Annotated in this window: 9 protein-coding genes and 2 pseudogenes; 7 read left to right on the top strand and 4 right to left on the bottom strand. The window is 70.2% G+C overall.

The features are described from left to right. A pseudogene (locus AB0C69_RS33850) lies at window positions 1–213 on the top strand (hypothetical protein); the annotation flags it as partial. Between the two features lie 138 nt (window positions 214–351). Here AB0C69_RS33850 and AB0C69_RS33845 read toward each other — a convergent pair. The 4 genes from AB0C69_RS33845 to AB0C69_RS33830 form a co-directional block, all read right to left on the bottom strand. Next, window positions 352–765 (bottom strand): hypothetical protein, encoded by a 414-nt coding sequence (locus AB0C69_RS33845; protein WP_360359018.1) that lies wholly within the window; start codon window positions 763–765, stop codon window positions 352–354. Window positions 766–858: 93 nt separating this feature from the next. Next, a complete protein-coding gene (locus tag AB0C69_RS33840) occupies window positions 859–1,881 on the bottom strand; it encodes a tyrosine-type recombinase/integrase (RefSeq protein WP_360359016.1) in 1,023 nt (340 codons plus the stop codon). A gap of 236 nt (window positions 1,882–2,117) precedes the next feature. Further along, window positions 2,118–2,288, bottom strand: coding sequence for a hypothetical protein (locus AB0C69_RS33835; RefSeq protein ID WP_360359014.1), 171 nt, complete (start codon window positions 2,286–2,288; stop codon window positions 2,118–2,120). Window positions 2,289–2,539: 251 nt separating this feature from the next. Beyond that, window positions 2,540–3,127, bottom strand: coding sequence for a helix-turn-helix domain-containing protein (locus AB0C69_RS33830; protein ID WP_360359012.1), 588 nt, complete (start codon window positions 3,125–3,127; stop codon window positions 2,540–2,542). Between the two features lie 312 nt (window positions 3,128–3,439). Here AB0C69_RS33830 and AB0C69_RS33825 point away from each other — a divergent pair, with 312 nt between their 5' ends. From AB0C69_RS33825 to AB0C69_RS33800, 6 genes and pseudogenes are all read left to right on the top strand, one after another. Continuing rightward, complete coding sequence (locus AB0C69_RS33825) at window positions 3,440–4,033, top strand: dihydrofolate reductase family protein (RefSeq protein WP_360359010.1); 594 nt, start codon at window positions 3,440–3,442, stop codon at window positions 4,031–4,033. Window positions 4,034–4,246: 213 nt separating this feature from the next. Then, complete coding sequence (locus tag AB0C69_RS33820) at window positions 4,247–4,483, top strand: hypothetical protein (protein WP_360359008.1); 237 nt, start codon at window positions 4,247–4,249, stop codon at window positions 4,481–4,483. A 15-nt stretch (window positions 4,484–4,498) separates the two neighbouring features. Next, window positions 4,499–4,663 (top strand): hypothetical protein, encoded by a 165-nt coding sequence (locus AB0C69_RS33815; protein WP_360359006.1) that lies wholly within the window; start codon window positions 4,499–4,501, stop codon window positions 4,661–4,663. A gap of 258 nt (window positions 4,664–4,921) precedes the next feature. Beyond that, complete coding sequence (locus AB0C69_RS33810; protein ID WP_360359004.1) at window positions 4,922–5,407, top strand: SRPBCC domain-containing protein; 486 nt, start codon at window positions 4,922–4,924, stop codon at window positions 5,405–5,407. 54 nt (window positions 5,408–5,461) lie between these two features. After that, window positions 5,462–6,043 carry a YceI family protein gene (locus tag AB0C69_RS33805; protein WP_360359002.1) on the top strand — a complete coding sequence of 194 codons (582 nt, stop codon included), beginning with the start codon at window positions 5,462–5,464 and terminating at the stop codon, window positions 6,041–6,043. A gap of 914 nt (window positions 6,044–6,957) precedes the next feature. Next, window positions 6,958–7,975: pseudogene (locus AB0C69_RS33800) on the top strand (hypothetical protein); the annotation flags it as partial.

Here is a 7,975-nt window from a genome sequence, read left to right as displayed (position 1 = left end):
AACGCCACCAAGGCCGCCGTGATCCACCTCAGCCGGCAGTTCGCGATGGAGCTGGCCCCGAAGGTCTGGGTTCATGATCCTGGTGGGGAGCCATGGGAGGTCTACACGGTCAAGGCCGACGCCGACACCCTCGGCAAGAGCGCCGTGTCCACCGGTGACGGCGATGCTGGCTGCGGCACCACCGCGTGCTGCACCTTTCTCAGGCGTCCGTAGATCCGCTGCCACTCGGCGCCGCCGTAGCGGCTGCCAGTGCTTGGCGCCGTGCTCAGGTGTGATGGTGATCGAGGTCTGTTGGCAGATCGGCGGGTCCTGGCGGGGCGGCGCTTAATCGAGATCAGCGGAAGTGCCGGGTCAGCTCCCTGGGTGCTGAATTTGCGGGGCGCTGGACCTTCTAGTTTCGCCGTTCCATCGGGATATGACCCGGCCGAACTCGATGCCCCGCCCGGAACCGAGCGGGCCAAGCTCCGGGTGGACGCCGTGCGCACCGGCCTGGCCGCCGGCGGCGGGGGCGCGGCGGTCGGGCTGATGCTGGCGTTCCGGCGGCAGCGGCACGCCTAGCTGGCGACCGCGCTGGGGCAGTCGGACGCGGCCGAGCGGCGGATCACCGAGCTGTACAACGCCGCCGCCGAGCAGCTCGGCGTGGCCGGTCTTCGGGTCCTCGGACACCAGCTTGTAGCCGGTGCGGCGCGGTCGTCCGGCGCTTGGTGCCGTCTGGGTGCCTTGGTCAGGATCGAGCTGCGGTGCCCATTGGGTGGCCGCGTTCACGCTCGCCGTTTCGTCGACCTTGCTGGCCTCGTCGGTCCTGCCGGTCGCGGTGGTCGCAACAATCCAGCCCGCTGGCGAATCGTGAACCAGACGTCATCGGCGGCGGGACAGCAGGCCGCTGGCCAGGTAGGCGGCGTGCCCGTCCATCTGGACCCCGGCGCGGTCGTAGCGCTGAAGGGTGGCCAGGGACGCGTGCCCTGTCAACTCCTGGATCTTGTTCGGGGGGACACCGGCGGCGCTGAGCAGGGTGACGACGGTCGCGCGGAGTACGTGCGGGGTCAACTGCCCGGGGCGCAGGCCGACGGCGCGGGCGGCGCGGCGCAGCGCGGTGGTGACCCGGCCCCGGTTCCACGGCCGCCCGTCGGGGTGCTGCAACAGGAACTCGTGGTCGGCGCGGCCGTGCAGGAGCGGCTCGACCAGCAGCCGCACCCGAGGCACGACCGGCACCGGGAGGACCCTTCCTCCTTTGACGCGGAACCGGGCGACGAAATGCCCCCCGTCCCAGGTGAACGCCGACACCGGCATGGCCTCGAGTTCCCCGGTGCGCAGCCCGATGTTCAACAGCAGCGCGACCGCGGCGGCGTCCAGGGGGCGGTCTCCGGCGATCGCCTCGGCGCCGTCCATCAGGTCGGAGGCCTCGTGCTCGGCCAACGCGGGCGTCATCCCGATCCTGGGAGTCTCCGGCGGGTCGACGAACACGGCCGGGTCGTAGTCGATGACGTGCCGGCGCAACGCGTAGGCGTACAGCGACCGCAGCGCCGAGATGCGCTGCGCGGCGGTGGCCGCGCCGAGCGGGCGCCCGCCCTTCAGCAACTGCGCGGCATGACCGGTGCCGGTGAGGATCTGGTCCTTGTAGGCGACCAGGACGTCCTCGGTGACCTCCCACAGCCCGGCGCCGGGCACCGCGATCTCCAGCCACCGCAGGAACGCCGCCAGGCAGTGCAGGTAGCCGCGGCGGGTGGCGACGGTGTTGCGGGACTGCAGCCACGCCGCGACGGTCGGCCACTCCTGCCCAGCCGGCGGCCGCGGCAGCCGGTCGACAAGGTCGACGTTCGCCGCCGGGACCTCCCCCTCACCGCGGCGACGCCGCGGCGACAACCCGGGGATGTCCCCCACCGTGATCAGTCTCGGCGCCGGTGCGGGCGCCTGCCGAGGCCTGGCCCCCGGTGCCGGCGGCGGGGCCCCCGCGTGGTGCCGGCGATCCGGCGTGGAGGGCGGCGCCGAGCTCGAACCGGAGCCTGACCCAGAGGCCGGTTCGCGGTCCGATTCGGGCGCGCCAGGCGGTGTGAAACCCGGCGGATGGATCGCGGTGGGCTCCAGCGTCCGCTCTCCGTCGACCTCGCTGGACCGAGTCATCGGGTGACCGTCATGGCGCCGAGGAGCTGGTCGAGCCGGGCCCCACGGGCATCATCGGCCGCCGTCGAGGCGAGGCGGTAGCACGCCACCCGGACACGACGCCGCTCGGTGCGCCCGGCGGGGAAGACGTCGAACGGGTCGGCGGGCAGCTCCAGGGGGCTCGTCACGGTCGCCATCCTCTCAACGAACGGTGCCGGGAGATTGTTGAACACCCTGGGCAGTTGAAGGAGTTCTTGAAGGCTTCCAGAGGTCCCGGGGCGCACGTCAGGATGAGGCCAGGCCGCGAACACTGGCCTGGACCACGCCTACGACTTCAGCCGAGCCTTCCATCAGCGTGTTCGCTCATCAGGTGCCACCTCGTGTCGCACACTCCAGATTTCGTTCTCACTGAGACCGCCCGACTCGCACGGCCAGACATTCAGCCGGCATCGTCGGGTGTCTCTCCCGGCTCGACCGCCCGGCTGTGCAGCCTTGCTCCGTCGGGGTTGAACATGCACAGCACTTCGAGGACCTCGGGCCCGGGGTTGCCGAAGCCGTGCGGCACGCGCGTGTCGAACTCGACGGCCTCGCCTGCGGCGATGATGAGATCGTCCTCGCCGATGAGGAGCCGCATCCGTCCGGCGATCACGTAGATCCAGTCCCATCCCGGGTGGACCCATTGCCTGATCGCCTTCCCAGGCGCCGGCGGATGCACCTGCTTGAAGGCCTCCCACGCCCCGGAGCCGCTGGACAGCGGCATCGTGACGACGCCGTCCCGGACTCGAGGACGCGGGTGGATCCGGGGATCTCCGAGGGCAGGTGCGCCGACGAGGTCGTCGAGCGGCAGCCGGTAGAGTCTCGCCAGCGGCATCAGCAGCTCAAGCTGGGGGCGCCGGTTCCCCGACTCGAGCCGGGAGATCGTGCTGACCGAGATGCCCGTGGCATCCGACACCGACCTGATGGTCATGCGCCGCGACTCCCTGATCGCACGCAACCGAGGACCGACCGCGGACAGATCGTCCCCCATGCTCGACCTCTTGCCCTTCCGTCTCATGACATTGCTAGAACAGCATGGTCTTCCGGGCGAACAAGATCAACCCCCTTTGTGCCCATCCGAAGAAGGCCGGTCAGCCGCGGCACGCTGTTGCCGTTTCAGCACGCATGGTTGCCAAAGAACACTCCGGGCGCCCACTATGCACATGAGGCGAAACGGAGCTGCGCGACCTGTCGGATACGGGTCGCGGCATTCGTGGCTTAACTGAGCGGCGGTCGACCAGACCACCCGGATGAGGAGTACCGACATGACTAACACCAGGACCGGCGAACGGGAGAGCATCTAATGGCCACCCTGACGGTCGACTTCTTCAGCAGCCTCGACGGCAACGGCTCGGCGCGCGGCTGGCCCGGGTACTGGGGCAAGGAAGGCCCCGAGCTCCGCGACCACCTGGTGCGGAAATACGCGCAGGACCAGGTGCTAATCTACGGAGCAACGACATTCCGCGAGTTCCGCAAGTTCGTCGTTGAGTACGACGAGCCCTACTACGACAGCCTCAGGGCACTACCGAAGATCGTGTTCTCGAGCACGCTGAGCGAGCCGCTCGGATGGTCGAACTCGACCGTCATCTCGGAGGATGCCGTGACCGCGATGGAGCGGCTTAAGCGCGAGACCGACGTGCCTATGCGATCCCACGGCAGCGTCTCCCTCAATCGCGCCCTGCTTGCGGCGGGGCTCGTGGATTTCCTCGAGGTGACGGTCTTCCCGGCGATCACCGGAAAGGCCGGCTACGCGTCCCTGTTCCACGACGGCCCGGACTTCGACCTCGAACTCGTCGAGTCGACCGTGCTCGACGGCCGCACGCTGAAGCTCGTGTACGTTCCGCACCTGCACACGGGCATGCCGGAGGGCGTCGGGCCGCAGCGACGCGAAACGTAGACCGGCGGCGTCGGCTCGACGATTTACGGCCGTCATCGGCCCTCCCAGTCGCAGCTTCGTCACCGGTGCGGACGCTGTCGACGGGCGCAACTGTTTCAGTGAGAGTCCTTCTTAGTTTTCCAGCCGCACTTGATGATCTTGGTCTGATCGGGCTGGGGCGTGAGACGGCCACCGCTGTGCTCATGTGGGTGTGTTGGAACCATATGACCGGCGGTGGCCGTGCCGTCCAATGTGGTCCAGATCGACCCGCGGGCTTGGGTGGATGCGCTCGCGGAGTTGTTCGTGCGGGTCGTGGCTCCGTTCTCCGGGCGGTGTGAGCCAGGGGCGCGGGTCCGTTCCTATCTGCTGGGCCTGTTGAGCTCGCTAGAGCGCAAGAACGGCTGGTGGCGGGCGGAGTTCGCCAGTGATGCGGAGCCGGACGGGATGCAGCGGCGGCTGAATCACGCCTAGTGGAACGTCGATGTGGTGCGGGACGCGCTGCGCCGCCAGGTCGGTGAGCCGATCGGCTCGCTGAGCGGGGTGCTGGTCGTCGACGACACCGGCTTTGAGAAGAAGGGCCGGCGTTCGGGGGGCAGTACACCGGCACGGCGAAAAGATCATCAACTGTCAGATCGGGGGTTTTCGCGGTGATGTCGGATCGCGTCGAGTCCGTTCGTAGCCAGGGTGAGAGGCCGGCAAGGAGCCGGTCGCAACGCCCTGGAGGCTCACGATGTCCGGCACCACCACCCCCGGCCGCGGTTTCCGCCAAGTCGCTGATCGCCGGAGGCCTGACCGCGGCGGCCCTCGCCGCCGTGGCGACCCCGGCCATCGCCGCGGCGGGCAAGGCCGCCGGGATCAGCCTGGCTGTTGCCTCGAACGAGACCTGAGATGACAAGGAGCGTGCCCACCGTGAACCAGGAGAGCGTGAGCGCCACCCTCACCTTCGCCGTACCCGCAGCGAGAGTGTTCGCGGTGCTGGCGGACCCGGCGGCCCATGCCGCGATCGACGGCACCGGCTGGGTTCAGGCACCCGCCGACCGGGCGCCGCTGACCGAGGTCGGACAGATCTTCCGGATGGACATGTACCACGCCGACCATCCCGACGGTGACTACCAGGTCGTCAACAAGGTCGCGGTGATCGACCCGCCGCACGTCATCGGCTGGCTGACGGGGACGGACCCGGGCGACGGCCGGCTGGAGTTCGGTGGCTGGATCTGGCGCTACGACCTGGCGCCGGCCGGTCCGTCCGAGACCGAGGTCACGCTCACCTACGACTGGTCGGGGGTGCCGCAGTACATCCGAGATCGCATCCGATTCCCGCCGTTCGGCCCCGAGCATCTCATCAACTCGCTCCATCACCTGGCCGAACTCGCCGCACCGGCGTCTCGGACCTGACCGTACGACGACGTCCCACCACACCTCACACCTGCGAACGAACGGGAGAATCCCATGACCACCGACGCCACCACCGCCACCGCCGCCGGCCCGCAGACGCCCGACGGCTGGACCTCCGGCACCTGGACCATCGACCCCGCCCACACCATGGTGAGCTTTTCGGCGCGCCACCTGATGAGCCGGGTACACGGAACGTTCACCGAGGTCAGCGGGCAGATCGTCACCGACCCCGACCCCGCACGCTCGACCGTCACCGCCGTCATCGGGACCGCCTCGGTCAACACCGGCAACCAGATGCGCGACGACCACCTGCGGTCGGCCGACTTCTTCGACGTCCAGACGTACCCGCAGATGACGTTCGTCAGCCGGACGCTGCGCCGGGCGGCCGACTCCTGGATGCTGTCGGGTCAGCTGACGATCCGCGATGTCGCTCGGACGGTGGACCTGGAGATCGAGTTTCTCGGCTCCGACCCGACCGGGCTCCAGGGCGAGCCGCGGATCGGCTTCTCGGCTCAGGCGACCATCAGCCGCCGCGACTTCGGCGTCACCTTCGGCCTGCTCGCTGACGGCACCAAGATCATCATCGCGGACAAGATCGACATCACCCTGGACGTCCAGGCGTTCCTTGCCGGCTGAGACACCGATCAGCAACGTTCCGCAAGTGTCGGTGACGCTGCTCGTGTCCCGGCGCCCGCGCGTCTGAACTACGTTGCCCTGGACGCTCCTCACGCGGGGTGTAACCGTGAGCCGGCACGTACCTCTCCCCAGGGCACGTATGTTCGGCCGCGTTCGAGCCAGAACAAAGGGTTGGCTAACACCGGCACGAAGAAGTCAGCAAAGTCAACCTAGCCGCTCACCTAACGCGACTTTCGTTCCGATGCGGGTCGGCCCCCCTGTCGAGCTCACGCAGCGCCGCGTCCTGCTCCTCGGTGAGGGCGGCACCGGTGCGCTGGCCAGGGTGGCGGGCATGCCGGATCGCCTGGGTGGCGCTGACCCGCGGCGCGCAACACCGCAATCCGCACGACAGCGACACTCCGTGCCGGCTTGGCACGCTCCGCTCGGGGCGGAACCGCCGGTGGGGCCGAGTCCTGCCGCACCTGCACCACGCCCCGTGTGACGGCCGCGCTGCACGCCGCCGTCACCTCCGGCAGTTCGGCGTCGGGCAGCATGAGGTGCCCTTGCCCTCGCGCCCGGCAGTTGTGCGCCACGATCGCGGCCAGGCGGTTGGTGAGCGCCTGGCCGGAGATCTTCCGCCATCGCTTACCCGGTTGTTGCCCACCGAGATCGCGCAGTGCGGGTACTTGCGGCCCGGGAGGCCTGGACGCCCGCGACGCCGCCCGCCTGCTGGCTCATCTGGCTGTCCCCTGGGTCGGTCGGCACAGGTCGTGGTGTGCCCCTTCGTCATCGCACCGCGGCTTGGGAGTCGGGCCTCACAGCGCGGAGTCCACACAATCAGCATTGTGTGATGTGGTCCGAGCTAGGTCTCTATCCGATTCAATTCAACCTAGATCCGATCTCAATCGGATCGGATCGGCTGATAGTCTGGGGCGATGCCAAACGATCATGCTGATCGCGAGCGCGCCGCAGCTGGCAGCCCCGAGCCGCTCGATCCGCCCGACGCGCTCGCTGACGCTCCCACCGAGCCGCTCCTGGATGGCCCGGTCGACGGCGACGACCTGTCCGCCGCAGCGGTCGCCGAGCGCACCGCCCGCACCGAAGCGGCAGGCCGCCGCCCGTGCGAGCACTGCGGCCGCCCGATCCCGCGCGGCGCCCGCCGAGACGCCCGGTTCTGCAGCACCAAGCACCGCAACGAGAACGGCAGGCAGGTGCGCCGCCAGGAGACCGCCGAGCTCGGGCCCGCGCGCACGCTGCGCGCCGAAGCCGCGCTACTGGCCCCGCTGGTCGCCCAACTCGGCGAGCACGCCGGCGCGCTGACCGCGCTGCTGAACGGCGCGGTCGCCGACGCGACCAAGGACGCAGAGGAGGCGCGCCGCGAGGCGCAGGCCGCGCGCCGCGCTGCCGACGACGCCGGGACCCGCGCCGCTCTCGCCGAGGCCCGCGCCGACGAGGCCGACGCCGCGGCGAAGGAGGCGCGCGCTGACCGGGATGAGAAGGTCGCCGCGGCGCGCCGCGACGCGCGCGAGCAGGTCGCCGACGCGCGCGCCGACGCCGAGCGGGCGTGGCGGCAGCAGGGGCAGGCCCAGCGCGCCCAGCAGGCCGCCGAGGAGGAGACCGCCGCGGAACGGCACCTGCGCGAGGTCGCCCAGCAGCAGGCCGCCGAGGCCCAGCAGCAGGCCGCTGACGCCGGGCGGGAGTGCGCCGAGACCGCCGCGCAGTTGGACGCGGCGCATCAGGAGACCGCGCGACTGCTGGAGGAGATGCAGGCCGCACGCGCCCAGCTCGCCGAGGAGCAGGCGCGGCACGTCGCCGCCACCGACCGCGCCGACGCCGCCGAGACGGCCCTCGCCGAGACCCGCGACCAGCTCACCGACGCCCAGCGGCAAGAGCGGACCGCGCAGGAGAGCGCTGCGCGCAACGAGCGCGCGGCCGACGAAGCCGCCGCGGCGG

The organism is Actinomadura sp. NPDC048032 (assembly GCF_040653175.1).
Classification (GTDB): domain Bacteria; phylum Actinomycetota; class Actinomycetes; order Streptosporangiales; family Streptosporangiaceae; genus Spirillospora; species Spirillospora verrucosospora.
Note: the sequence above shows the minus strand (reverse complement) of the source record. Positions and strands in the feature narration are given on the sequence as shown.

What these genes read in the sequence shown, in the direction of transcription:
- AB0C69_RS33805 (WP_360359002.1), top strand. Translation starts at nt 5,462, where the DNA reads ATGACCACCGACGCCACCACCGCCACCGCCGCCGGCCCGCAGACGCCC.
- AB0C69_RS33830 (WP_360359012.1), bottom strand. Translation starts at nt 3,127, where the DNA reads ATGGGGGACGATCTGTCCGCGGTCGGTCCTCGGTTGCGTGCGATCAGG.
- AB0C69_RS33825 (WP_360359010.1), top strand. Translation starts at nt 3,440, where the DNA reads ATGGCCACCCTGACGGTCGACTTCTTCAGCAGCCTCGACGGCAACGGC.